Origin of the sequence: Stieleria sedimenti, assembly GCF_025060895.1 — a bacterium.
Classification (GTDB): Bacteria; Planctomycetota; Planctomycetia; order Pirellulales; family Pirellulaceae; genus Stieleria; species Stieleria sedimenti.
Genome location: NZ_JANZKV010000188.1, coordinates 1 through 25,301, shown reverse-complemented (window position 1 = coordinate 25,301; position 25,301 = coordinate 1). Strand labels below are relative to the sequence as shown.

The 25,301-nt window shown below is 59.0% G+C and carries 16 protein-coding genes; 10 read left to right on the top strand and 6 right to left on the bottom strand.

The features are described 5' to 3' along the window. Nucleotides 1–185: 185 nt before the first annotated feature. Nucleotides 186–842, bottom strand: coding sequence for a Uma2 family endonuclease (locus NZK35_RS23815; RefSeq protein WP_259635027.1), 657 nt, complete (start codon nt 840–842; stop codon nt 186–188). Nucleotides 843–1,119: 277 nt separating this feature from the next. Between NZK35_RS23815 and NZK35_RS23810 the strand changes: the two genes are divergently transcribed. The 7 genes from NZK35_RS23810 to NZK35_RS23780 all read left to right on the top strand — a co-directional run bounded on the left by NZK35_RS23810 (nt 1,120) and on the right by NZK35_RS23780 (nt 11,864). Further along, nucleotides 1,120–1,512, top strand: a complete 393-nt coding sequence (locus NZK35_RS23810; RefSeq protein ID WP_259635026.1) for a BlaI/MecI/CopY family transcriptional regulator — start codon at nt 1,120–1,122, stop codon at nt 1,510–1,512. 53 nt (nt 1,513–1,565) lie between these two features. Beyond that, entirely contained in the window at nt 1,566–5,369 is a 3,804-nt protein-coding gene (locus NZK35_RS23805; RefSeq protein ID WP_259635025.1) for a M56 family metallopeptidase, read from the top strand. An 87-nt stretch (nt 5,370–5,456) separates the two neighbouring features. Continuing rightward, nucleotides 5,457–6,902, top strand: a complete 1,446-nt coding sequence (locus NZK35_RS23800) for a DEAD/DEAH box helicase (RefSeq protein WP_259635024.1) — start codon at nt 5,457–5,459, stop codon at nt 6,900–6,902. Next, complete coding sequence (locus NZK35_RS23795) at nt 6,899–8,152, top strand: DUF790 family protein (protein ID WP_259635023.1); 1,254 nt, start codon at nt 6,899–6,901, stop codon at nt 8,150–8,152. The genes NZK35_RS23800 and NZK35_RS23795 overlap by 4 nt, the downstream gene beginning before the upstream one ends. Nucleotides 8,153–8,400: 248 nt before the next feature. Next, entirely contained in the window at nt 8,401–10,149 is a 1,749-nt protein-coding gene (locus tag NZK35_RS23790) for an amidohydrolase (protein ID WP_259635022.1), read from the top strand. A 56-nt stretch (nt 10,150–10,205) separates the two neighbouring features. Next, entirely contained in the window at nt 10,206–10,397 is a 192-nt protein-coding gene (locus tag NZK35_RS23785; RefSeq protein WP_259635021.1) for a hypothetical protein, read from the top strand. Nucleotides 10,398–11,180: 783 nt separating this feature from the next. Beyond that, nucleotides 11,181–11,864 carry a hypothetical protein gene (locus tag NZK35_RS23780; RefSeq protein ID WP_259635020.1) on the top strand — a complete coding sequence of 228 codons (684 nt, stop codon included), beginning with the start codon at nt 11,181–11,183 and terminating at the stop codon, nt 11,862–11,864. Nucleotides 11,865–12,016: 152 nt separating this feature from the next. Here the strand turns inward: NZK35_RS23780 and NZK35_RS23775 are convergent, their stop codons facing one another. Both NZK35_RS23775 and NZK35_RS23770 read right to left on the bottom strand, forming a co-directional pair. Continuing rightward, the gene (locus NZK35_RS23775) at nt 12,017–13,411 is read right to left on the bottom strand and encodes a DUF1501 domain-containing protein (protein WP_259635019.1); all 1,395 of its coding nucleotides are present in this window, start codon (nt 13,409–13,411) and stop codon (nt 12,017–12,019) included. Nucleotides 13,412–13,445: 34 nt separating this feature from the next. Beyond that, on the bottom strand, nt 13,446–15,770 hold the full coding sequence (locus NZK35_RS23770; protein WP_259635018.1) for a PSD1 and planctomycete cytochrome C domain-containing protein: 2,325 nt from the start codon (nt 15,768–15,770) through the stop codon (nt 13,446–13,448). Between NZK35_RS23770 and NZK35_RS23765 the strand changes: the two genes are divergently transcribed. Together NZK35_RS23765 and NZK35_RS23760 are read left to right on the top strand one after the other, a co-directional pair. Continuing rightward, nucleotides 15,760–16,017, top strand: coding sequence for a hypothetical protein (locus tag NZK35_RS23765; protein ID WP_259635017.1), 258 nt, complete (start codon nt 15,760–15,762; stop codon nt 16,015–16,017). The genes NZK35_RS23770 and NZK35_RS23765 overlap by 11 nt on opposite strands. A 58-nt stretch (nt 16,018–16,075) precedes the next feature. After that, nucleotides 16,076–18,244 (top strand): acetylxylan esterase, encoded by a 2,169-nt coding sequence (locus NZK35_RS23760; RefSeq protein WP_259635016.1) that lies wholly within the window; start codon nt 16,076–16,078, stop codon nt 18,242–18,244. A gap of 507 nt (nt 18,245–18,751) precedes the next feature. Here NZK35_RS23760 and NZK35_RS23755 read toward each other — a convergent pair. Together NZK35_RS23755 and NZK35_RS23750 are read right to left on the bottom strand one after the other, a co-directional pair. Beyond that, entirely contained in the window at nt 18,752–21,667 is a 2,916-nt protein-coding gene (locus tag NZK35_RS23755) for a tetratricopeptide repeat protein (RefSeq protein WP_259635015.1), read from the bottom strand. Between the two features lie 107 nt (nt 21,668–21,774). Continuing rightward, on the bottom strand, nt 21,775–22,947 hold the full coding sequence (locus tag NZK35_RS23750; protein ID WP_259635014.1) for a M20 family metallopeptidase: 1,173 nt from the start codon (nt 22,945–22,947) through the stop codon (nt 21,775–21,777). Between the two features lie 24 nt (nt 22,948–22,971). Here NZK35_RS23750 and NZK35_RS23745 point away from each other — a divergent pair, with 24 nt between their 5' ends. Continuing rightward, nucleotides 22,972–23,955: an amidohydrolase family protein gene (locus NZK35_RS23745; RefSeq protein WP_259635013.1), complete on the top strand. Its 984-nt coding sequence runs from the start codon at nt 22,972–22,974 to the stop codon at nt 23,953–23,955. 69 nt (nt 23,956–24,024) lie between these two features. Here NZK35_RS23745 and NZK35_RS23740 read toward each other — a convergent pair whose 3' ends face one another. Beyond that, nucleotides 24,025–25,146 carry an aminotransferase class V-fold PLP-dependent enzyme gene (locus NZK35_RS23740; RefSeq protein ID WP_259635012.1) on the bottom strand — a complete coding sequence of 374 codons (1,122 nt, stop codon included), beginning with the start codon at nt 25,144–25,146 and terminating at the stop codon, nt 24,025–24,027. Between the last annotated feature and the right edge of the window lie 155 nt (nt 25,147–25,301).

Sequence of the window (25,301 nt, the reverse complement as noted above, 5' to 3'; positions counted from 1 at the left end):
GTGCAAAACTGGAACTAAGGCGACCACCGGCTACTTGCTGTATCCCCTCTCGGGGAAAAACCTGCTCCGCAGGCGGATTGAGTCCGCGAGATGTGGGGCAATCTAAGGCTGAACGCGATAATACGACCGCCCCGGCCAGTCGACACAATTTCCAGCTCTCCCCCGAGCGTCGCATGAGGCGTCGTTTACGAAATCGACCGCATGCCTTCGGCAAGCGTTGCCAGCAACGCTTTTCCATCGCCTGCTCGCATCGCCGATTCATCGAGCCACAGCCCCCGAAACTCGCAGCTCTTGGATGCTCCTTCGACCGCAGGCAACTCCACGTACGCACCATCTTCCAATCGCCACCAGACCACGTTCTGTTTTTCCGTCTCGTAGACGAGGTACTCCAGGACGCCGGCTCGCTGATAAACCAGTTTTTTTTCGCCAAGGTCGTAGCTGGCGGAGGAACTTGCAATTTCAACAATCAATTCGGGCGGACCGTGGATGTATCCATTGACAAGTCGTGTGTTTCCATTTTCCCGCCGCATGCACAAGTCGGGTTGCGGATCGTTATTGGCGTCCAATCGAACCGTCGGATTGTCTGAAAGAGTCAATGCTTCCTGTTGCGCCGCATAGGTGCCCAGCCACGTCGCAAACAAAGCATGCGGATCACCATGACTGGCCGCATGCAGGGGCGACGTCAAATAGACCCTCCCATTGATCCGTTCGGCAAACACACTGCCAGGAGACGCAGCATAGCGCCTGAAGAACTCATCCGAATCCAAGACGTCGCCACTGTTGAGTATCGGCACCGGGCTCGAATACTCAGCGCTGGTTTCGCGTACGGTTGGTTTGGACATGTGTATCCGACAGAGCGATTCTGGATGGTCACCTCCATTCTAAGGGATGTGCCACATCCGTCCAAAGATTGAAACTGCACGCTAATTCACCGTTCGTTGCAGTCTTCTGCCCAGCCGCGTGTTGCGTCTGCCGTTCGGAAGCCAGGCGATCCCGCTGTGGGACGCCGCCAGTGAGGCATCACTGGGTGCTCAAAAAAACAAGCTTGACTTCCAGCCGAAACCAATATCTAATTGATTCGACAATCGAATTTCTTCGATATTGAAGCGGGAGTGATCAGTGCCGCGGCGCGTTTCCAAACATCCGACCGAACTGGAGCTTGAGATCTTGCAGGTACTGTGGGACTCAGGCCCGCTTTCCGGGCAGGCCGTCCGCGATGCCCTGGAGCCCACTCGGTCGCTGACTTACCAATCGGTGATGACGATTCTGGGAATCATGGAAGAGAAGAAATTCGTCGTTCGCAAGAAGTCCGGCGGCCGGTTTGAATATCGAGCCAAGGTGACCAAGTCGTCGACCGCCAAGCGGATGATGCGTGATCTGGTCGACCGTTTATTCGATGGTTCCGCGGCAACGGCGATGATCAATTTGCTCGAAGCTGCGGACCTTAGCGACCAAGAGTTGGCCGAACTTCGTGCGGAAGTGAACCGTTCTCAGAACAAAGACAATCGGTGAAAAAAATGTCGCGACTCGACCATGATCTTCTCCTGCTTTTCGGGCACGCACTGATGCACTTCCTTTGGCTCGCCTGCGTTCCCGCAGCGATTTTCTTTCTGGGGCTACGGTTTGCAGGACTGAAATCGCCGGAAGCAAAATACGGCTGGAGCATTTTGGCACTTGCATCCATGCTGCCGATGTTCGCTGTCGCGCTGTGGCTGGCCGAGCCGGCCCAAGCAACCAGCCAGGCCCGGATCGCACCAGCGATCACTCTGGGCAGCGGTCTGGGCAGCGGTTCGTACTCACAGAGTTTGCGAGTAGAAAACACGCCAGGTGGAGGTGAAGTCGGGCCAATCACCTCCGGCAACGTTGCACCGCCGGACAGTGCGACAAGAGAGATTGGAGCGAAGACAGCTTTGACTCTTTCATCGGAAAGCGATTCTTGGATCGGTGGTAATGATTCATGGGCAAGGTACGTGACGATGGCGTACATGGTTGGCGTCACGCTGTTTACCCTCCGGCTGTTGCGGGGATACTGGCAGAGCCGTCGACTGCGTCAAGGCGCCAGTAGGGTCACAGACCCGGACGTGCAACGACTTGCGGATCGCATTGCGAAACAATTCACATTGCGAAAGACGCCATTGGTCCTGTGGTGCGACCAGACCATGGTCCCGACCGTCGTTGGCGTGTTTCGTCCGGCCGTTTTGCTGCCTGTCGCGTTGGCCAACGGAGTTTCGATCGAGCAAATCGAGCATGTCTTGTTACACGAGTTTACCCATCTGCGGCGGCATGACGCGTTGGTGAACTTCCTGCAGAGCATCGTCGAAACGCTGTTCTTCTTCCATCCATTGGTGTGGTGGATCTCACGCCAAGTGCGTCTGAATCGAGAGCTGTCCTGTGACGCATCGGTCGTGAGCTGCGGAATCGATCCGAAACGCTACGCGGGGACGCTCATTGAAGTCGCCACCCGTGGCCGCGCGGCGCTGACACGGAACCACTCAGCCGTTTCGACCGCCGTACCCTCGGTTTCCTCGCGATCCCAATTGCGAATTCGGCTTGAGCGACTGATCGACTGCTCCACGACAAAGCCCAGCCATGGCGCGCGTTTGGCCGAAGGTGCAAGCTTGCTCGTGCTGCTGGCGGTTGTCTGTGCGTTTTTCCTAACGACACTAACAGTATCGCTCGCCGCTCCGCAGACACAGGATTCGCCACCCCCGACACTTGATGACGATGTCCAGAAGATGATGCCGCAGAACATCGATCCGCTTGAGCTGGCTGGGGTTGTTATCGATGCGGAAGGCAGCCCGCTGGCCGGAGTCACGGTTGATGCATGGAGTTGGCACCCCGGCGACGAGACCACAACCGACGAGAATGGTGTGTTCCGATTTCGCCCTGACAGCGACAACGGGCGTTCAAAAGTCGAAGTTCGCTGGATGAAACCGGGCTACTCTCCGCACTACGTCGCCCAACAACCTGTCGGTGTCGACGGCTTGATCGTCACGCTCGACTCGACAACCTACATCGAAGGCACCGTCACAGCGGCCGACGGATCCCCGGCAGCGGACGTGACCGTTCGCGGAACGCAAAAAAACATCCAAGGAGATGGCGTGCAGATCACCGAAGTCGCCACGGAAACGAAAACTGACCAATTCGGCAAATACCGCTTGTACGTGTTTCCAGACGATTACGAAATCACCGTTGCGGACGCCGTCGGCGTTGCCAGGACAAACACCTTGCAATTGAGTCATGGCCAGGCACTCGAAAAGAGTATTCAACTTGAACCGGGGGTCCGTTTTGAAGCACTGGTGAAGGACGCCAACAGTGGCGAACCGTTCGCCGGCCTGGTGCTCTGGAGTTTTGCTCAGAAACAGTTCCGCGGGACGTCGGATGCGCAAGGACGACTTGTGATTGACGGCATGCTGCCGGGTGAATTTCAGTTCTCGGTCGGTGCCGGAGACCCCATTGAGTATCGCGGGATGAAGTTCCACAGAAACGGACCGCTGGGACGGTGGTGGTCACCCGATGCAAAACACGAATGGCAGCGCCACGACGTCAAGCCGGGCACGTTTCAGCGAAACTTTGATGGCCTGGCCTTCGACCTCACGCCCGGCATGAAGCCCGTCCAGATTGTTGTCGAGCAGGGTGTCGAATTCAGCGGCCACGTCTACGATCCGAACGGGAATCCACGTTCCGGTGCGACGGTGGCCCCAGCGAAAACGGGTAGCGGTAACTCGCTGACCGGCGACACGCGTTACAGCGCAAAGACCGCCGAGGACGGTTCCTACAACGTTGTGATGCCGGCGGGCAACGAATTCCATTACAACTTGATGGCATTTGACGGCGAATACAGCCAGTGGCGAAAGTGGGGCGCGGTCGCTCGCGACCCTTTACCGACGCAGCCGGGTCTGAAGATGGATGGTTATGATTTCACGCTCACACGCGGCGCGACCGTTCGCGGCAAAGTCGCGTCGCTTGAGGAAGACGCACCGCCGCGCCAAGTCCGCGCCCACCCAGCGGATCTGCGGGGAAATCGCTACTACGATCCGACGGTCGACGTTCAAGCGGATGGGACCTTTGAACTCCGTGGATTGCGACCCGGCAAACACTACATCCAAGTTTCACCGTTTTGGCTTGCGGCGGAGGATGCTGAAAACGGGGCCTCGGTCATCATCGAAGTCACCGACGGTGACGTCCGCGAGGGTATCCAGTTGCGAGCACCCGAGCCGAAAGAAGTCCAATTTAACCCTGCCGCGAAACCGCAACAGCCGGTCGACATCCCAGCGACCACCGAGATGATCGCCGCGGGCGCCGGAGGCGTGATCTTCACGACAGAAGACAAAATCTTTTCGACGCCCTGCTTTGACGAGACCTCCATGTACTTCGGTGCGTGCGACGGCAATTTCTACTGTCTCGACAAGTTGACTGGGAAATTGCAATGGAAGGTTGATCATCTGGAACGGGTCGACGCCAACCCTGTTCTCTACGACGGCAAGGTGTTTTTCACGAGCTTTAAGAAGAAACAAACCTGGTTTCATGCGGTGGAGGCAAAGTCTGGAAAGTTAGTTTGGGAAAAGCAACTCCCAGGTTGTGGAAATAGCCACCCCTTGATCCATGACGGAAAAGTCTTGGTCGCCGGGACGACGCAGCTGGTCAGTTTCGATCCGAAAAATGGGCGAGAGACATTCGCGTACCCAATCGATCGCGATGGCGGCGTCATCAATGCGGCGGTCGCGACCCGGGGGAGTAAGATATTGGTGCTCGTGACAACGGACTACGAAGCAAACGATGACACGGGCAGTGGCAGGCTGATTTGTTTCGATACTGGAGTTCAAACTCCGACGTGGACACTGCCCCTGGGCGGCTGCAGTTTCGGAAATCTACAATGCGACAAGAGACGATGTTACTTTGGCACTCGCGATGGTCGTCTCAATGCGGTTGAACTTGCCTCGGGCAAACTGGCTTGGGCGTTTGACTGCGCCGACGTCTTTGTCGACCGTGAACAGGTTTGGCCCAATAACGTGATTGACAACGGTGACAGTCTGGTCGTCACCTGCACACACCAAAGCCTGAATGATCCCGGGGCGATGATCTGCGTCGACAAGACGACTGGCGTGAAACGCTGGTCGCTCATCAATTCGCTCGGATTTTCGAACTCCAGCGGCGTGACCACCGATTCGATCGTGACCGCCGGGTTGGATCACCGGCTGATGCGAATCGATCCGGCCAGCGGTACCGTGCAATTCATCGGGATTCTGCCAAAGCCAGATCGTCGCTGGCAGGCAGAGTTTTATTCGGTCGTGGCGGACGACGGATTCGCATTTATCGTCGATGCGGAAAAACAAGTCTGGCGGTTTGATTTGGGCAAGCTGAATTGACTTCGGCGATGGCTGAACGCGACAGAGAGTATCATTCTGCAAACGGTGGGCCTCGACCGCCGGTGATCCGTTTCGCAGAACCTTGCCATGAACGTCGCAGACAAACCCCGGCCGTCCATCGATTTTCACCAGGGGACGGTGCGGCTGTTCGGTTTGTCGCCACGATTCGTCGAAAAGGCTTTCGCTGAAATTCCGCTGGCTTGGGACGATCGCGAAGACTGCTTTCGCGGTGATGCGATGCACGCCGATGCCATTCGGCGGGGGTTGGATCACTCGCTGGCCGGCGGATTCGATTGGCGGGTCGGACGCGATGCCGGGGCGGCGGAGTTTCGCGCGTTGTCGATCAAGGACCTGCGGCAAGTGACGCTGCGGGACGATCAACAGCAAGCGGTCGAGGCCTTTGAAACCGGCGGCCGGCGCGGATTGATCGTGATGCCCACCGGCACCGGAAAGACCGTTGTCGCGATCGAGTTGATGATCCGCAATCGGCGCAGCACTCTGATCGTCGTTCCCGTCCGCGACCTGATGTATCAGTGGCATGCCAAAATCTTGGAAGCCACCGGCATCGATGCCGGATTGATCGGTGACGGCGTCCATCGCGTCAGCCCGATCAGTGTGACGACCTACGACAGCGCCGCGATCCACATGCCACGCATCGGTGATCGTTTTCAGCTGATCATCTTCGATGAAGTTCACCACCTGGCCGGTCCCTGGCGGAGTGACGCGGCGCGGATGTCGATCGCGGCCCATCGCCTCGGTTTGACCGCGACGCTTCCCGGTGACGACGAACGCATGACGCGTTTGCATGAATTGGTCGGGCCGACGCTGTACCAACAATCCATCGCCGAAGCGTCAGGCGCGTCGTTGGCCGATTACAGCGTGCACCGCATCGCCGTCCGACTGACTGACGATGAGCAACACCGCTATCGTGAACATGCGCAGCAGATCCAGAAATTTGTGTTCGAGCAAAAGACGATCGATCCGAAGTTCAAATGGGAGGACACGTACGCGCTTTCCGCGGCCACCGAAGAAGAGCCCGACCGCGCCCGCGACGCCGTGATTGCGATGCGAGCCTTCCGATTGAAACGACAGATCGAAGAACACGCCGATGCCAAGCTGCGGATGCTGGAAGACTTGTTTCGACTCCACTGCGACGAATCGATCATCGTGTTCACGGGTTCCAATGTGATGGCTCGCAAAATCTCGACGCGATTCCTGGTGCCCTGCTTGCTGTCCCACTGTGGAAAGAAAGAACGCAGGCAATGGTTGGAAGGCTTCGCCGAAGGACGCTACCGTGTACTGGTGGCCAATCGGGTGCTGGACGAAGGTGTGGATTTGCCGGAAGTCAAAACGGCGATCGTGTTGGGCGGATTGTCCAGCCAGCGTCAGGCCATCCAGCGACTGGGACGTGTTTTGCGAAAGGGACGCGGCGGTCGGCGCGCCAAACTCTACGAAGTCGTCGTCGAAGACACACGCGAAGTCAAGCGTAGCCGCGATCGTCGCCGTAACGAAGCCTACCGGCAAAAACGATGATCCGTAGCGAACACAGTATCGTCCACTACGACTTTCAACGGATGATCGTCCGGCCCGATCGACTCCGCCGCGGCACCGATGCCGATTATGTCGCCGCGGCGAAGCAAATGCTGCGGGTCTATCGTGACGGAATCGGTGATCCGCGACAGGTGCTGCACGGACGGATCGAGACTTGCTTGAATCGATTGTTTGGTTGTCCGCCACGACGCATCGCCGCGTTCTGTAAGTTGCTGGACGATCAATCCGAATACCTCTCCAACCGCAAAGCGGCATTGCAGCTGCGACGCCGCGTCTTTGATTTCGCCGCCGACCGGCATCCGATCGTGGAACATCGCGAGGGGATTTTTGACCATGACGCGAACCAAGTCCGCAGTGAACTGGCCAAAGAGCTCGGTCGGACGTGGCCAGAGATCGAAGCGGATCTGTTCAGCGACGTGCTGGAGTTACAGCGTCTCAAAGCGTTCCGCTCGGAATGGACGCCGCAGCAATTGCTTTCGGCTTACAACGTCGCGCAGACCCAAGCCGCGTTGTATCGCGCGACACGCGTCCGCATCGACGCCACCGACGACTTGAAAACGATCGTCCGACACGCCAAGTTGGCCGGGCTGATGCACCGCATCGATCTGATTTCGTCGGCCGAACAACCCCGCTACCGATTTATCTTCGACGGCCCACAGAGTAGCTTGCGTCAATCGACTCGCTACGGCGTGCGGTTCGCGGCGCTGGCGGCAAAGCTGTTGGCCTGTCGTGGTTGGCACCTGACGGCCGAGATTCTGGGGCCACGGAAGCAGCGTTTTCGGATGGAACTTTCCCCTGCCGATGGATTGTCAGCCGCACTCAGTGCTCCGGATGCGTTCGATTCGTCATTGGAAGCGGAGGTCGACGCGGCCTGGCAGAAGGCGCCGGTGGAAGGCTGGACCTGGCAACGCGAGTCCCTGTTGCTTGTCCGCGGACAAACCGTGATGACGCCGGATTTCGCGCTGCATCATCGTCATCGAGGCATCTTGGTGTATGTGGAAGTTGTCGGGTTCTGGACGCCGGAGTACTTGGAGGAAAAGTGTCGCCGATTGCAGCAATTCGCCGGCATCACGCCCTGCGGAGGTCACGCGGGCGATACGGTGAAGTGGTTGCTGATCGTTTCGGGAAAGATCGAGCCCGACCTGCGGCAAGGATTGGCTGATTTGCAATTGCCGATGGTTAGTTTTGACACTTCGGCGAGTCCACAGGCATGGATCGACGCGATCGGTTAGGTCATGGGAGGCGATTCACAATCGCTTCTCGCAAAATTTAGAGCTGTCCAGTTAAGGCGGCGTTAAACGCTCCGAATGCATGGTTCACCGACCCGACTCGAGCGTCCGTGGCGATAGAATAGGTCAGAAAATGGATTGGTCGTTCCCGACCTGATTGTCCTCCTGTCGTTTTTATTTTTTGACCATTCCATTTTTTGACCCTCCCCGTGACACGCAAAACACAACGTCCCAAGCCGCGAGAGTCCGTGATGCCCCGTCGAGTTGCCTTTGCCGTTTTAGCGTTATTGATCACATCGCCTTCCATCCCCGCCGCTGATCTGGTTTTACGTGGCGGCAAGATCGTGACCGTCGATCCGGGGTTTCGCGTCGTCGAGGCGATGGCGGTCCAGGATGGACGAATCATTCAGTTGGGCAGTGACGCGGAGATCGCCGGCCATGTTGATTCCCAAACGCACCTCGTCGACCTGGACGGCCGCATGGTGTTGCCCGGGCTGATCGATTCACACGTCCATCCGACCGGCGCCAGCCAATACGAAGCGGACCACGAGATTCCGCCGATGGAAACGATCGAGGACGTGTTGAATTATCTTCGCCAGCGGGCCGCCGTCGTCCCCAAGGGCGAATGGATCGTGCTTCAGCAAGTCTTCATCACGCGGTTGCGAGAACAGCGTTTTCCCACCCGCATCGAACTCGACTCGGTCGCTCCCGATCACCCGGTCTGGTTTCGCACCGGTCCCGACGGCAGCGCCAATTCACTCGCACTGGCGGAGAACGGAATCGACAAAGCCTTTGCCGCCAAGCATCCGCAGCACGTCGCGGTCGATCCCGCCAGCGGCGAGCCGACCGGAGTGATTCGTCAATCGTCATCGGTCTTGAAAACGCGTCGTGATCAAAGCCGCAAGCAATTGTCGCAAGATGAACTCGATGATCGACTGGCGGAATTGATCCGCGACTACAACCGCTGGGGAATCACGGGGATCATCGATCGCAATTGCAATGATACCGCTCGGGCACAATACGCCCGACTGTTGGAATCGGGGCGGTTGACGACGCGGACGCGATTGTCACGTTCGCTGACCCCCAACGCCGATCTCGCGGAAATCGAACAACGGCTCGACGAGATCGCAGCCGATCCGCTGTTCACGTCGCCCGATCCCAGGCTCGGTGTGATCGGCGTGAAAGTGTTCGAAGACGGCGGCATGCTGACCGGCAGCGCCTACTTCACTCGCCCCTGGGGGACGAGCAGCATCTACGGCATTGTCGACCCGCGTTATCGCGGCATGCAGTTCATCGACGACGATCGGTTGGAGGAATTGGTTCGGCTGTGCGTTAGTCGTTCGCTGGCATTCACCGCGCACTGCCAGGGCGACGCCGCCGTCGAAGCACTCGTGGCCGCCTATGGTCGAGTCAATCAAGATATTCCGATCGCCCCGACACGGTCATCGATTACTCACAGCAGTTTCATGAGTGAAAAAGCCATCGCGGGTGCGGCAAAAATTGGCGTGGGGGTGGATTTACAGCCGGCGTGGTTGTATCTGGATGCCCGCACGCTGGTGGCCCAGTTCGGTCAAGATCGGCTGAAGCATTTTATCCCATTGCGAAGTCTGTTCGGCGCGGGGGTGGTCGCCGGGGGTGGCAGTGATCACATGCAGAAGATCGGATCGCTTCGCAGCGTGAATCCGTACAATCCGTTTCTCGGGATGTGGGTCGCCGTGACTCGTACCGCCCGTTGGCACGACGCTCCGATCCACCGCGAACAAGCGCTCACCCGCGAGCAGATGATACGCTTTTACACGATCAACAACGCCTGGTTGATGCGGCTTGAAGAAGAAATCGGGTCGTTGGAAATCGGCAAGCGAGCGGACTTCGTGGTGATCGACCGCGACCTGCTGACTTGCCGCGACGACGAAATCCGCGACACCGTGGTTCAGTCCACTTGGCTGGACGGTCAGAGGGTGTTTCAATCGCAGTCGCAACGCAACCGATCTCTGGATTGATCGGATCATGCCCCTTCCCCGCTTCTTATCTTCAACACGTACCGACGAGAGATTTGATGGTCATTCCGATGTGGCTGGCAAAGACGATTGCCTGGACGGGGGTTGCGCTGATCGGATTCGCGGTCGTCGACGTGGCCGCCACGAGTTTGTGGGACACCAGTTTGACAGGATCGAGCTGGTCATCGCTCGCCGAGTTCGCCGGCGGCTTCGTGATGAAACACTTCGGCGAGGCACTCGATGAAGAGTAGATTTACAAACAGTCATTTTCAATGCCCGACCGGATTCCCGCCGGCACATCACGAATGTGTCCGAGGACGCACGCGACGTGCTCGCAAGATCTCTGAAATCACGGACAAGCGAGGTCCTTTAGGCCCGGAGGGCCGGCAGAGTGGATGCCGGTGGCGTGAGCCACCGGAAATAATTTTAAGGAGTCGCTGAGGCCCAGCGGGCCGACACAATTTCCCAGCTTCTAGCAACACACGCGGTTCAGCAGACACACTGTGTCGGCCTTCCAGGCCTGCGCCGGCGTTTCATTCGAATTCCTGGCCCTGACGGGCCCAGCAAGCACTCTGTCAGCCCGCTGGGCTTTTGCATCCTATGCTGGCGGACGCTTCGCTTGAGCCTGTCTTGTTCAACCCCGATTGGGCAACGCTGTGAAGCATTTCTTAGCGGTAGGGCGCGAGCCCTCCGGTGTTTCGGGAACGATGAGGGACCGGAGGGCTTGCGCCCTGCCGCTAACACCTCGTCAAACGCAGGGAATAAATGCTTCACAGCGTTGCCGATTGGTGTTGGCGGCGAGGTGGTGTCCGGATCTTGGGGTGCGCGAACGCGGCCCCAAGCTTTGATGTGGCACGCCGTGGGCGTGACCCTGCGAGCCCATCCGGGGGCGTGGGGCGGAGTGGGGGCGTGGAGCGGAGGGACCACCATGTTCATTTCCGTTTTGGCTCGTCGACTCGCCGCCGGCGACGGCTCACTCGACCGCTACGATCGGCTAGAATTCTGTCTGCCACCAACGGAGACACCTTCCTAGAATGTCAACGCGTTTTGAGATATTGAAGAACGGCGAGCGTGTCTGCATTTCCGGAATCAACGGAGATGGAGTCCTTTCGGTCGGTCTCACGTACGTCAAGCATCCCGATCAAGAACTGACCCACGATTTGCAAATCGGCGGACTCGGCATGTTCGATGGGTCGCAGGATCGCCAACATCACGTCGCGTGGCCTCCGCCAGACGTCACGACGGGTGACGAAATCACGATCCGAATTCTGCCCGCTGGCGAATACGACGAACCTGAGGGCTTGTCGGGCAGTCCGCGGAAGACAATCGACGATCCGGACTTTGGTCAACTGAACTACTACGTTGATTCATGGGATGCCGACATTCCATTTGACTCTCCACCAATCGAGACGGCTCATCTCCATTTACGAGCTGATGATTCGGGGCCGTCCCAGCACCAACGTGCTCTTATCCATGAACTGCCCATTCGGCACGCGAAGCTGTGGCCTGATCTCTCTTCGGCGCTGGTCAAATGCCACCCTGAAATCCAAACAGTCGACGAGCTTTCAGTGCGGCTGGTGAATCACATCGGTGTCAACGTGTACGATGATTCAAACGCCATCGAAATCGTCTACAGCGTCGAGGGCGACCCGGAATTCCGCGGCTATTTCGTCACGCTTCGTAATTGGGAGATCGTTGAAGTTTGCATGGCTGAATAGCGGTGTCATTGACAATTGTTTCGTCGGCAATCCGTTTGGGCTGCAAGTTGGTGATCGTTTTCGCTTTGAAAGATCGATAGAATCCATGACTTACAATGAGGACTGGGAAGGATACTACGCCCTCAAGCGCGAGATTCTTCCGGTAGAAGAGATCACGCGATGATCTCGTCCACGACGCGGCCGTGGACGTCGGTCAGGCGGAAATCGCGGCCGGCGTGACGGTAGGTCAGCCGCTCGTGATCGAGTCCCAGCAAATGCAGAATCGTTGCGTGCAGGTCGTGCACGTGCATCTTGTCGACCATCGCTCGGAACCCAAAGTCATCGGTCTCACCATACGTCATGCCTCCCTTGACTCCACCCCCGGCCATCCACATCGAGAAACCATGGTGGTTGTGGTCGCGCCCGTTGCCGTTTTCCGACGTCGGCGTCCGTCCGAATTCTCCGCCCCAGACGATCAGCGTGTCTTCCAACATGCCGCGTGACTTGAGGTCAGCGATCAACGCGGCGATCGGCTGGTCGATGTTTTTGCACAGCTTGGGTACCGTGCCGTCGTGTCCGCTGTGCGTGTCCCAGGGTTGCCCGTTGCCATAATACACTTGGACAAAGCGAACGCCTCGCTCGGCCAATCGCCGCGCCAACAGACAGCCGTTGGCAAAATGTCCGTCCCCGTACGCCGCACGGGTTTGCTTGGTTTCGCGATCTAAGTCAAATGCTTCGCTGCCTTCGAATTGCATGCGGAACGCTGTTTCCATCGACTCCAGGCGGGCGTCCAGCATCGAGCGGTCGCGATGGACGGCCGATTGTGCGGAAGCTTGCGCGGCGGTTTGTTCAACATTGAGTTGCCGTAACAGATCGAGTTGTTCACGCTGGGTCTGGCGGTTCCAGCGCATGTTCCGCAGATGGGGCAACATCTTCTCCGGATCGATGGTGGAGTGATTGATGTAGGTCCCCTGGTATTCCGACGGCAGAAACGCGCTGTTCCATAAAATGGAGAATCGAACGGGGCGTCCCGGACACAAGACGACATAGCCGGGAAGGTTGGCGTTCTCGCTGCCCAGACCGTACAAAAACCAGGCTCCCATGCTCGGACGCGTCGGCGTGATCGTGCCGTTGTTCATCTGCAGCAACGCCGGCCCGTGATTGGGATTGTCGGCATGCACGGAGCGAAGCACACAGATGTCGTCGATATGCCGACTGAGTTTGGGCAGCAACTCGCTGACGGGGACTCCGCTTTCACCGCGTTGGCGAAATTGAAACGGTGACGGCAGCAAGCCTCCCGTAGGCCGCTCGGTCAGAAGGTCGGCGCCGGGTGGCCGCGTTCCGGCATACTTTTGGAGCAAGGGTTTTGGATCGAACAAGTCGCCTTGATAGGGTCCGCCGTTCATGAACAGGTGGATCACGCGTTTTGCCTTGGCCGGGAAATGTGGGCCCGCGTTGCCACTCGATTCCGATGCCAACAGGTGGGCGGCACCCAGCATCCCCATCCCGCCGCCGAGTTGTCCCAGTAGCTGGCGGCGATCAATCGTTGACTTCGGTTCATTTAACATCGGTCGGTCTCTTCGGCTGGTCACGCAATCGGGCTCACTCGACAAACAGGGCTTGGTTGGAAACCAGCAGCGCGTGGGCGTATTGTTGCAAACGCGTGGCGGGTGGATCGACATCTGTCGGTTTCAGGAACTGCATTCCGATCCGCAACTCTCGATCGTCGGGTGGTCGAGAGAACAGCAGCCAATAGAGCCGATCGATTTGGGCGGCTGGATCGTGGGGGACTTCACGTTTCAATCGTGTGACCAGCGACTGCGATTGATTCAGCAGCAGCGGACCGTTGAGGGCGTAAAGCCCTTGCAGTGCCGTGATCGTCGGTGTTCGTTTGGGGCTGTGCTGGGTCGGATCGGGGAAGTCGTGAACCATCAGCGTCGGCGACATGTCGCGTCGATGGACGGTTGCGTAGAGTGTTCGGCGTCGATTTCCGTTTGCGTCCAGGTCGATGGACGGACCGCCGATCGTCTGGGTCAATTCATTGCTCGCCATCAGCATCGAATCCCGCCATTCCTCAAAGGTCAACCGACGTTGATTCATGCGAGAAAGCCATCGGTTTTCCGGATCGCGTTGAAAGGATTCCGCCGCGGCCGACGACGATTGTTGCCAGGTGGCCGAGAGCAGGATCTGGCGATGCAACTGTTTCAGCGACCAGCCCGAATCGATGAAGTGGGCGGCCAGATCGTCCAGCAATTCCGAATGTGACGGGCGACTGCCCTGGGTGCCGAAGTTGCTCGGCGTGTCGACCAGCCCGGTGCCGAAGTGGGCCAGCCAGATGCGATTGACGATCACGCGGGCGGTCAATGGAGCCGCTTCGGTCACGATGGATTCGGCCAGTTCCAGTCGCCCGCTGCCGTTTTGATAGGGTTCGGGTTGTTCCGCGAGTACGGTCAAGAATCGTCGCGGGACGATGTTTCCGGGGCGATTGGGATTGCCGCGGATGAACGCCGGCAGATCGCGCGGTTGTGCGCGATACTCCAGTTTCGTTCCTTCTTGTGCAGTCTTTCCGGCGCGGACGACGAACAGCGATTCTTCGGACAGCGCATTGGCCATCGGCATGTCATACTGTGGCGTCGAGGCTTTGGTGGATTTAATTTCCGCGGTCAGTTTTTCGATCGTTTCGGTGGGCAGCGGTTTTTCGCGTTTTCGTTTTGCGATCTCGGCTTCCAACGCGGCAACTCGTTCACGCGCCAGACGCACCGGTTCGTATTCTTCTTCGGGAACGAGCGGCCGTTCGACTTGGCGGCAACTGGCAAAGATGCCGGCCAACGCGTAGTAGTCTTCGGTACTGATCGGATCGAATTTGTGATCGTGACAGCGGGCACAGGCGACGGTCAGCCCCAAAAAGGTTCGCGATACTGCGTCGACGCGTTCTTCCCATTCATCGGCGACGATCACCTTGATGATCTCGCAGGGCAGTTTCAGTTCTTTCCAATAGGTCGGGCTGAGGCTGATGAAACCGAGGGCGGGCAGGTCACTCGGACCCGTCTGGGACATCAGATCGGTGGCCAACTGGCGGCGAACAAAATCGTCATAGGGCATGTCTTGGTTGAACGCTTCGACGACCCAATCGCGATAGAAGTGCGATTGCCCGGTCTGGTACAGCCAGCTCGCGGTGCGATCGGTGTAACGCGCCATGTCCAGCCACCAGCGGCCCCATTTCTCGCCGTATCGGGGCGAGTCCAAAAGTCGGTCGACCAGCCGTCGGTACGCGTCGGGTGATTCGTCATCGACGAAGTCACGGACCATGGCCGGTGTCGGCGGCAGACCGGTCAGGTCGAAGCAAAGCCGTCGAACGAGCGTCACGCGGTCGGCGCGGTCGGTTGGCGCCAACCCTTGCCGCTGCATCGCGGCGAGGACAAACGAATCCAAACGCGTTTGCGGCCAATCGGATCCGCCGACGTCCGGCAGCGGTTGACGCTGGACGGGTTGAAACGACCAAAATCGCCGTCCTTCGTCAAAATCGATCGCGCCGTGACGGGCTTGTTCGGTTTGTTCGGAAGGTGGAAAGTCTGCGCCCTGCCTGACCCAGTTCGTCAGCGTGGCCAGATCGTCTGGAGAGAGCTTTCCGTCGGGCGGCATTTGAATGTCGCCGTCGTAACGAACCGTAACGATCAACAGGCTCTCGTCGGGCTTTCCGGCTACGACGACCGAACCGCTGTCACCACCCTGCCGGACGCCTTCGGCGGTGTCCAGTCGCAAGCCGCCGTGCACCGTCTTGGCGCCGGCCGAATGGCACTCGTAACAGTGCTCGACCAACAAGGGGCGGACCTTGCGCTCAAACGTTTCGTAGTCGTCGGCGTTTACTGTTGCGTGAACGACAAGCAGTCCGAGCAGAACAATCAGTCGCTTCGCTATGCGAGACATGGCGGGCGTCGCGGGAGGTGGGAGGAAGGCGGGGAAACCCAGTGTACTCTACCGAAAACAGTGGCGTAAGCTTCCAGCTTGCGTTGAGCAGGGTCGCAAGCTGGAAGCGTACGCCACGGGTCGCAAGCTGGAAGCGTACGCCACCGGTCGCAAGCTGGAAGCGTACGCCACCGGTCGCAAGCTGGAAGCGTACGCCACCGGTCGCAAGCTGGAAGCGTACGCCACGGGTCGCAAGCTGGAAGCTTGATTGGAGTATGCTGGTGGGGCATTTCTCCATTTGTTTCCGACACTCCCCTGCCATCACTATGCGATATTTCTCGACATGTCTGCTGTGGATTGCCTGCACGATCGCTGCCTCGGCCGATGGGCTCCGGGCACTGCCCGAAGCCACGCGTCCGGCCGACCGGCGACTGGGCGAACTGCGAAACCTGAACAGCTACTTTCCGTTCCAGCCGGTCGAGGATCCGGATGCCTGGCCGAAGCGACGTGCGGAGATTCAACGACGGATATTGTTGTCGCAAGGCCTGTGGCCGATGCCCAGCAAACCCGACTTGAACGCCGTGATCCACGGCCGCGTCGAGCGAGACAATTACGTCGTGGATCGCGTTTATTTCGAGTCGATTCCGGGACACTTTGTGACCGGCAGCCTGTATCGCCCGAAAGGCAAGTCGGGTCCGTTTCCGGCAATCTTGTCGCCGCACGGCCATTGGAGCGACGGTCGGTTTTACGATGCCGGTGAAGCTCAGATCCGCGCCGATTTGGCCAGCGGCGCCGAACGCTTTGCAGTCGGCGGACGATTCCCGATCCAGGCTCGCGCGGTTCAGTTGGCCCGCATGGGGTGTCTGGTGTTTGTCTACGACATGACGGGAAACGCCGATTCGATCCAGATCGGACATCGCCCCGACAAAGCGGCACATCTGGATCGCGCGACCGACTGGGGGTTCTTCAGCGCGCAGGCGGAGCTTCGTTTGCAAAACATGATGGGACTGCAAACCTGGAACTCGATTCGCGCGATCGACTTTTTGTTGGAGCTGGACGAAACCGACCCGACCCGCATCGGTGTGACCGGGGCCAGCGGCGGTGGAACACAATCGATGATCTTGGGTGCGATCGACGATCGCATCGCGGCGGCCATGCCGTGCGTGATGGTATCGACGTCGATGCAAGGTGGATGCACGTGCGAGAACGCGCCGTACATGCGGATCGATCAAGGCAACGTGGACATCGCCGCGGCGATCGCGCCGCGACCGTTGGGGCTGACCGCCGCCGACGATTGGACGGTTGAATTGGAGACCAAGGGCTATCCGGACTTGCGTCAGTTGTATGCCGATCTTGGACACAAGGATCGATTGACCGCGGCGTTCAATCTGCACTTCAAGCACAATTACAACCACGTCAATCGTGCGGTGATGTACGCGTTTTTTAATCGGCACTTCAAGCTCGGGTTCAAGGAGCCGATTTTGGAACAGGACTACGTGCCGCTTTCTCGTTCGGAAGCCACGGTGTGGACGGACGAGCATCCGGCGCCCCGCGGTGACGCGATCGGCGATCCCCACGAAGTCAGGATCTTACAACTCGCCGCGGAAGATTCTCGGCAGCAGATGGACGCGTTGATCCCCTCGACGAACGACCAACTTGAGCAGTATCGGCGTGTGGTCGGAGGTGCTTGGGAAACGATTCTCGGGCGCCGGCTGGACCAGGTTCAAGCGACTTCGTTTCACAAAGTCGATGCCATCAAGCGGGAGGGATTGTCGATCGCGGTGGGGCTGCTCGATCACGCCGGCGAACAGTTGCCGATCGTGGAAGTCGGTGATTCCGGGGCGAAGGGAACGATCGTGTGGATCGCCGATAAAGGTAAACAAGGCCTTTGGGATGGCGATCGCATCAACCCGCTGGTCGCGAAGATCGCCCGCGCCGGATACCGGGTTGTCTCAGTCGATTTGATCGGGCAAGGCGAATTTGTCTCCGCCGGTGGGTCGCTCGACGCTCAGCGGATGTGGTACCAACGCGGTGGCGAACAGGCTTGGCATCGTTTCGCCGGGTACACCTATGGCTACAACCATCCCTTGTTCGTTCAGCGGGTCCACGATGTGCTGTCGGTCATCCGGCACGCTTCATCGACGGGCAATCAGCGCGTTCATCTGGTCGGGATCGGCGGCCACGCCGGTGCGATCGCTGCGGCTGCGCGCAGCCAAGCCGGTGGCGGGGTTGGGCGGACCTTTATCGATACAAAAGGGTTTCGATTCGCGTCGTTGCAGCGGCAAGACGATCCGATGTTCGTCCCCGGTGCGGTCAAATACCTGGACGTCGACGGATTGTTATCACTGTGTGTTCCGGGGACGTTGGATGTCGTCTCACCGGAGCTGCCGATTGTGGCTCGTGTGCAGCGGGCAAGCGAGGCATCGAAAGAAGTTCGTTGGCATCAAACCGGCAATGAGCTGTTGTCGGCGATCGAGGAATGGGGTGTGCGTTGATCCATCGCGTTTCTCGCTTGCGGTATCCCGAAGGGATTCCAGCGAGTAGCCGGAGGTCAGCGCAGCGCAACCTCCGGGAAGCATATTCCAAATTCCCATCGACCCCGGACGGGGTCTCAGCGAATCGCTTCGCCGGCGGATCTGCAGTCTGCGTTGCGGGAAGAGTTGATCGGGTTGCTCGTTCACGCGGCGTCAGCCAGGGTTTGGGGGGACGCGATTTGCTTCGACGCCCTTCGGGGTCGCGTCCGGCGGGGGCCGGATGTCCGGAGGTGTCGCTGCGCTCACCTCCGGCTACTGGCTTTGACCCCTGCGGGGTATTGCTGCACTCACCTCCGGCTACTGGCTTTGACCCCTGCGGGGTATTGCTGCACTCACCTCCGGCTGCTGGCTTTGACCCCTGCGGGGTGTTGCTGCGCTCACCTCCGGCTACTGGCTTTGACCCCTGCGGGGTGTTGCTGCGCTCACCTCCGGCTATTGGCTTCAACCGCTACAGGGGTTCGGCCGCGATCAGCTGTCTGTCAGCCCGCCGAGCACGGCTTGGGCACGTTGTCGTTTGCGTTGGGTCAGCGGTGGGCCGTCCAGTTCGAGTGCCCGTTGGAGCAAGGGCTTGGCTTGATCGTGATCGCCGCGTTGGAACAAGACGATACCGCGGTTGTAGTAGGCCCATGCGTTGGTCGGACACAAGCCGACGGATTCCTGGTAGTCACGTTCGGATTCCTCCATTCGATCCAGCCCGGCCAGTGCAAAGGCGCGGCCATTGAGTGCGAAGGCGAGCACTTGGTGCAACCCTTCGGTTCGGCTCAACTCGATCGCGGAGTCCAGGTCATCCAAGGCAAGCTTCCACTCGCCCATTTCGGCGTAAACTTGTCCGCGTGAGCTGAGTAAATCCGCATCGGGCTGTTCAGAAGTCATTTCCAGCAGTTGCGTGTAATCATCGCAGGCTTCGACGTGTTGTTCGGTGTACCAGCGAATCCATCCACGCAGTCGGTATCCGGCGGTGTGTTCGGGCGCCATCTCGATGATTTCTTCGGCGACACCGATCGCATCGTCATAGCGTTCTTCGCTTTCCAGGCGATTGACTTTGGCGTGCAGCGACTGGATCGCCGCTTCCTGGGCACTTTCCGGTGCGATTTCGGCTAAGCGATCGATGTCGGCTTCGGCCGCCGATTCGTCGCCTTGCATCTGATGGGCGTAGGCGCGGCCGGAATAGGCGTAGGGATCGTCGGGGAATTTTTCGATCAATTTCTCGTAGTCTTCGAGCGCCTGGTCGTGGCGTTTCAAACGCATCAGCACGGCGGCCCGTCGCAGCCGAGCGCCGTCGTAGACGCCAGAGAGTTCCAGCGTACGGTTGAAATCTTCCAACGCCAATTCGTCTTCCTGGCGATCCATGAAGAAGCAGCCGCGGAGGAAAAAGATATGTTCGTTTTCCGGATCGAGTTCACAGGCCCGCTGGTAGTCACCGAGGGCATCGTCGTGGTTGCCCGCTTGCGTGTGCGCGAACGCTCGGTTGACATAATGGGCCGGTTGTTCGGGTTCTTGCTCGATCAACGCCGACTGTTCTTCGATGGCCGCTTGCGGATTTTCATTCATGCGGTGCAACAACGCGATCTGTTCGCGGGGTTCGGTCCATTGGGGCGCCAGTCGGCTTGCTTCGGTCAAGGCTTCCATCGCCGTTTCCAGTTCGCCTTGTTGCAGACTGAGGGATCCGAGCAAGTGCAACGCGATCGGGTTCTCCGGGTCTAACTCCAGCACCGCGTGGCAATCGGCCAGGGCGAGGTCGCGCCGGTCGGTTGCCGCGTAGGAGAATCCTCGTGTCAAGAACACCGCCGGCGTGTCGACGCCCAGTTCGATCGCGCGATTGCACGCGTCGATGGCCTCCTCGAATTCGCTTTGCATCTGTAGGATTCGCCCGCGGAGCGCATGGGATTGTCCTTCGTCCGCTTCGATTTCGATCGCCTTGTCGCAGTCATCGAGTGCGAGCGCGAACTTATTTTGCGACGTGAAGAGCATGCTTCGGTGCAGCCGAGGCGCGACGGCACCGGGCATCACGTCAATCGCGCGGGTCAAATGCTCCAGCGCCCGCGGTTCGTCACGATGCTCGTCTTGCTGGTACAACCATCCCAGCATGGCGTGGCTGGCGCCGTTGTGCGGATCGAGCTGTAGGATTTCGTTGAGTTCATCGACCGCCCGCGCCCCATGGTCTTGGTAGAGCAAGATTTCGGCGCGACGAAAACGAAAGGCCGGTTCGCGTGGTGCCCATCGAATGGCCGTGTCCAAATCTGAAAGCGTCTGGTCCCAGGCCTCCAATCCCGAGAAGATTTTGGAGCGATGAAAGTAGAACCAGGGGGCGAAGGGCGCCAATTCGATCGCTCGGTTCAGGTCGATCAGGGCGGCTTGATGGTTGCCGACAACCAGGTGGTACCAGCCGCGGCGGCCCAGCAGCGGAGCGCACTCGGGGGCCAGTCCGATCGCACCCGAATAGGCTTCGATCGCGTTCTCGAATGCTTCGTTCCGCGCATGGCGTGCCGCAACCGCGACGTGCAGTGCCAACTCAAAGGGGCTTTTCCGTAACAGCCGTTTCAGCTCCGCGTCAGAGGTGCTGGCATAGAGTTCTTCGGTGTATTCGATCCAGGCACCGATTTCCTGAAACTTCTGTTCGGCCGTCGGCGGCGGCTCCTCGGGTGCCGACGGCTGGAAAATCAGTTGGCGCAGGCGGTCGACCCATGCGTTCCACCAAGAGGTAGTCTGGGGAGACGTTTCCGGTGAGGGGGCGGCCAGGTTGGCCGCCCGCATCAATGCTTCATCGATGCCACATTTTTCGATTTCGTTTTGATAGAAGCTGAAGGGTTTGATGCCGATCTTGGTGCAGGCAGCCGAATTGATGCGGCGATACACAAGGAAAGCGACCGGTCCGTCTTGAACATCCGGGACGGCAAAGGATTCGATCCGTTGAGTCATCTGCTCCACGACACGCCGGCGAGCCCCGTCGTCGTCCTTGTCGCTGTCGGTAGACGCGGTTTCAATTTGCAGCAGCCGCGTCGCACCGGGGAGCACTGCCAGTGACACCATCAGCTCGAACCCGTTGTCCGATTGCGATGCATTGAGGACCGCATCGATCGCCTCGACAACGACGCCGGAATAGTTTTCGATGGCGGTTGTCGAGACGCGTCCGGTCGATCCGACTTCGCCGCAGAAATGAACGTAAAAAGAAGTTGGAATCTCGGACAGTTGGTTATCCGCCGCGGTCTCGACCGAGTCGATCGGTTGTCCCTGAATCGGTTCGTCGCGCTGCTGACAGCGTTTCATCTCGCCCAGTGAGGGGACGTTGAAGCATTTACCACAGGATTCACACTCGATCGTCGCCCCCGCCTTTGACGGCCGCACCTGGACACGTTGGCCGCAATGGCAGGAAACGGTGAACATGATGCAGGGCTCCACAAGATCGAAAAGGCGACAGCCGTTATTCTAGGCCGCCGCTCGGTGCATTCTAGCATGATTGCGTTTGATCCAACGTTCCTCGTTCCAGGGCGTCACAGTTGCTTGGCAACTTGATACAGGATCTCGGCGCCCTGATTGAGTTGTTCGATTTCGATCCATTCGTCTTTGGTGTGGGCCTGATCGATCGAGCCGGGGCCGAAGACGACGGTGGGTAGACCCGCGGCGGCAAATTTGGGTGCCTGGGTCGTGAACCCGACGCCGATCGCTCGGGACGACCCCGCAACCTGACCGGTCAGTCGGACCAGCGTCTCGGCGAGCGTTCCGTTTTCTCCGTCCCGAAGCGGTTCGCAGCTCGTGTCCGGCGGCAACATCTCGAACTCGATTCCGCATTGGTTTTTCAATGCCTGTCGGGTTTGATGCAAAATCGTTTCGAAGGATTCTCCCGGGACGACGCGGCGGTCGATTTCGATGACGCAGCGTTCTGGAACAATGTTGACGCTTTCGCCGCCATGGATCGTTCCCACACTGAGCGTGGGGCGACCGCACAATGGATGGTCGGGGCCGGAGGTTTGGAGTTCGTCGGCGAGTTGTTCCAATCCACTGATCAGGCGTGCCATCGAGTAGATCGCACTTTGACCGAGCGAGGGTCGGCTGCTATGGGCCGCGACGCCTGTCGTTTGGATTCTCCATCTCAAGACACCCTTGTGCGCGACCACGACATTCAACTCCGTCGGCTCCGCGACGATCGCCAGGTCGGGCGTGGGCGTCAGGAAGCTGTCACCGGAGCCAAATCGCTTCACCAAATCGATCGCTCCTTTCTGTCCGAGTTCTTCATCGCAGGTCATCGAAAGGACCAGGCCGGCATGGGATCGAGCTGGTTCGCGATGGAGACGTGCCACGGTCGACAGGATCGCGGCCATCGGGCCTTTCACGTCGCAGGCTCCACGGCCCCAGATTCGGCCGTCCCGCTCGATACCCAGGTAGGGATCGATCGTCATGCCGGCAACCGGCACGGTGTCTTGGTGTGCGTCCAGCAAGATCGTGGACCGATCGGGATGACCCGCCAACTTGGCGATCACATTTCCACGGCCCGGTTCGATTTGGTCGTAGCGATGGGGTATGTTGTGACTTGCAAAAAACCGGCAAAGCCAATCGCTGACGCCTTGTTCGCACCATTGCGGTCCGCGATGGTCATGCCCCATCGGGTTTTGACTCGGAATCTGAATCAGCTGGTTCAAGATCGCTAGCGGTGTATCGTCGTCCATCCAGGGAGCCTCGCAGGAAACATCATGAGTCAATTCGATTTAGCCGACACTCGGCAACGCGACCGCGCGACACCGTGTCAATCGATAGCGCGGCGTGATTGGATCGCGGGTGTCGCGGCAGCCGCCGGCACGATGGCAATGCAACGCCAATCCGTTGCGGCGGAATCGTCGGATGATAAAGGGTACATCGACGCGCACGTGCACGTGTGGACGCCGGACACAAAAGCGTATCCGCTGGACAATCGCTATGGCGTTTCGGCGATGCAGCCGCCGAGTTTTACTCCCCAGCAGCTGATGCAACATGCCGAGCCGCTGGGGGTCAGTCGGATCGTCTTGATTCAAATGAGCTTTTACGGGTTTGACAATTCGTACATGTTGGACGTGATCGCAAACCATCCCGGTCGGTTTTCGGGCGTGGCGGTGATCGATCCCGACGATCATCCGGTCGAAACCATGAAATCGCTGAAGTCCAAAGGGGTGCGCGGGTTCCGCATCGTGTCGGGAAAAAGCGATCCCGACCGTTGGCTGGCCGGCGAAGGGATGAAAAGGATGTGGGCCTGCGCGGCGGACGAATCCATGGCGATCTGTCCGTTGATCAACCCGGAGTATCTGCCGTCGGTCGACAAGATGTGTCGGCAATATCCTGAGACGAAGGTTGTGATCGATCACTTTGCCCGCATCGGGATCGACGGGACGATTTACGATCAGGATCTTGATGCCCTGTGTCGTTTGGCAGAACACCAACACACCCACGTCAAAACATCGGCGTTCTACGCGTTGGGAAAGAAAGCTGCACCGTACACGGATCTGGGCGCGATGATTCACCGACTGGCCCATGCCTTTGGAACTGATCGGCTGATGTGGGCAACTGATTGCCCCTACCAGGTGCAGGACGGGCATACGTATCACGAGTCCTTGGATTTGATTCGATCCAAGTTGGACTTTTTGAGCGATCGCGATCGCAGTTGGATGTTGCGAAAGACGGCCGAGAAGGTGTTCTTTGCGTAGCTGTCCTCGCCAGCAGGCAGACTCACTATGCTCTGCCGGGCGTGGCTCCGTCAACGTCGCGCTGTCCTATCAAACGACACCGCGGAGCGCTTCGATCAATCGTTCAACCGACGCCGAGTCATTGTAGCCGTGGATCGCAATTCGCAGGCGTCCGGCGTGGCACATCACGTGAATGTTCTGCTGGTGCAGCGCGGCGTAGATCCGGTCCGCATCGGGATGCATGAACGCCATGATGCCGGCCAAGTGGTCCGGTTCGTCGGGGGTGATGCATTGCACGGGCAATCGTTTCAGTTCATCCATGCAGAGTCGAACCAGCGGGCGGCAGTGGGCATCGATCTGTTCGACGCCCACCGATTGGACGTAGTTCAACCCGGCATCGATCGCGTAGACGGCGGGATAATTGGGCATCCCGACGGAAAAGCTGGCGGCGCCGTGTTTGGGAACGGCGCGTTCAAATCGATCGGCATTGAACGCGTTTTCCAAATGAAACCATCCGCCCGCCGGTGCGGTCAACCGTTCGGCACTGGAGGAGGGAATTCCGACCAATCCACCTCCGTGTGTGGCCAGGATCCACTTGTGCGTGGAACTGACGATCAAATCGACATCGGTCAGATCGAGCGGGATCCGGCCGAGTGCTTGCGTGACGTCGACCGAGATCAGTGCGGGGCAATGACGTCGGACGACGTGCGTCAGTTCGGGCAGATTGATCTTGTGTCCGTTGAAAAAGCTGACCAGCGAAGTGGTGACCATCCGGGTGCGGGGACTGAGCAGCGGAATCAGATCTTCGATGCGAAGTGACCAGTCGCGTGCCCGCCAGACTTTGACGGTTGCGGGACAGCTGGCGTGCAACCAAGGCGTCGCGCCGGCGGGGAAATCCAGATCGTTGATCACCACCTCGTCGCCTTCACGCAACTGCAACGCCATCGCCGCCAGGTTGTACGCTTCGGACGAACAGGAGCAAAGGCTGACTTCGCCGGCGCTTAATCCGTAGGCCAATCCGATTTGCTGCTTGGCGCTTTCCCAAACCTTGGCGTGACAATCGCGTCCGTCCATTCCCAGCAATTTGTCTTGGCCATAGGTTTGAAGAGCGTCTAGCACCGCGGTGGGGGGGATGCCTTCGGCGGCCGTGTTGAAATAGTCTTTGCCGGACAGGCCGGGGAAATCACGTTGTCGCGAGGATTCGGTCAGCATGGGGAAACCACGGTCGAATGAGGGGAAGTCGTTTGACGACGTCCTTTCTAGGTCGTCGGGGCGAGCCCTACGGACGACGGCCCGGAAGGACAATCGTACTCGCAAAAGCGGTCGCCTAAAGGCTGGACACCAACGACGCTGGTGTGCAGGCTTTA

Bases quoted from the DNA above. Each gene is read 5' to 3' on its own strand.
- NZK35_RS23815 (WP_259635027.1), bottom strand. From the start codon at position 842: ATGTCCAAACCAACCGTACGCGAAACCAGCGCTGAGTATTCGAGCCCG.
- NZK35_RS23805 (WP_259635025.1), top strand. From the start codon at position 1,566: ATGCACTTCCTTTGGCTCGCCTGCGTTCCCGCAGCGATTTTCTTTCTG.
- NZK35_RS23800 (WP_259635024.1), top strand. From the start codon at position 5,457: ATGAACGTCGCAGACAAACCCCGGCCGTCCATCGATTTTCACCAGGGG.
- NZK35_RS23795 (WP_259635023.1), top strand. From the start codon at position 6,899: ATGATCCGTAGCGAACACAGTATCGTCCACTACGACTTTCAACGGATG.
- NZK35_RS23790 (WP_259635022.1), top strand. From the start codon at position 8,401: ATGCCCCGTCGAGTTGCCTTTGCCGTTTTAGCGTTATTGATCACATCG.
- NZK35_RS23785 (WP_259635021.1), top strand. From the start codon at position 10,206: ATGGTCATTCCGATGTGGCTGGCAAAGACGATTGCCTGGACGGGGGTT.
- NZK35_RS23780 (WP_259635020.1), top strand. From the start codon at position 11,181: ATGTCAACGCGTTTTGAGATATTGAAGAACGGCGAGCGTGTCTGCATT.
- NZK35_RS23775 (WP_259635019.1), bottom strand. From the start codon at position 13,411: ATGTTAAATGAACCGAAGTCAACGATTGATCGCCGCCAGCTACTGGGA.
- NZK35_RS23765 (WP_259635017.1), top strand. From the start codon at position 15,760: ATGCGAGACATGGCGGGCGTCGCGGGAGGTGGGAGGAAGGCGGGGAAA.
- NZK35_RS23770 (WP_259635018.1), bottom strand. From the start codon at position 15,770: ATGTCTCGCATAGCGAAGCGACTGATTGTTCTGCTCGGACTGCTTGTC.
- NZK35_RS23760 (WP_259635016.1), top strand. From the start codon at position 16,076: ATGCGATATTTCTCGACATGTCTGCTGTGGATTGCCTGCACGATCGCT.
- NZK35_RS23755 (WP_259635015.1), bottom strand. From the start codon at position 21,667: ATGTTCACCGTTTCCTGCCATTGCGGCCAACGTGTCCAGGTGCGGCCG.
- NZK35_RS23750 (WP_259635014.1), bottom strand. From the start codon at position 22,947: ATGGACGACGATACACCGCTAGCGATCTTGAACCAGCTGATTCAGATT.
- NZK35_RS23745 (WP_259635013.1), top strand. From the start codon at position 22,972: ATGAGTCAATTCGATTTAGCCGACACTCGGCAACGCGACCGCGCGACA.
- NZK35_RS23740 (WP_259635012.1), bottom strand. From the start codon at position 25,146: ATGCTGACCGAATCCTCGCGACAACGTGATTTCCCCGGCCTGTCCGGC.